General features: G+C 61.6%; 1 protein-coding gene. It reads right to left on the reverse strand.

The features are described 5' to 3' along the window. Positions 1 to 391, reverse strand: a 391-nt coding sequence (locus L8I05_RS29470; protein WP_242176737.1) for an RHS repeat domain-containing protein, incomplete at both ends; no start/stop codon positions are given.

Below are 391 nucleotides of genomic sequence, written 5' to 3' on the forward strand. Positions count from 1 at the left end.
TCCGTCTGGCTGAGTAACGCCGATCAACCGATGCTGACAGTCGTAGCGATACTCGGTGACGAGTTGATGGCCTTTACCGCGCCTTTGGCGGATCAGATTGCCGAACGCGTCATAGTCGTAATGATGGTCGCCCTGAATCACCAACCGATTCCCCGCCACGATGTCCGGGCCGGGACGATCCTGCATCAGCAGGTTTCCAGCCGGGTCGTGGCCGAAGCGCTCCTGCTGGTCTTGCGAGTGATCGGCCCGAGTCAGGCGGGCGAGGGGGTCGTAGTGGTAGTGGTGTTCGCCTTTGCGGGTGTCGAGCAGGCGGGTGAGGTTGCCGGTTTTGTCGTACTCGTAGTGGCGGCGGTAGAGCTTGTGTTCTTCCTGGGTTACCGCGTGGGCGTGG

The organism is Pseudomonas sp. MONT-RG-20F-20-E-7-02 (genome assembly GCF_022662395.1).
Classification (GTDB): domain Bacteria; phylum Pseudomonadota; class Gammaproteobacteria; order Pseudomonadales; family Pseudomonadaceae; genus Aquipseudomonas.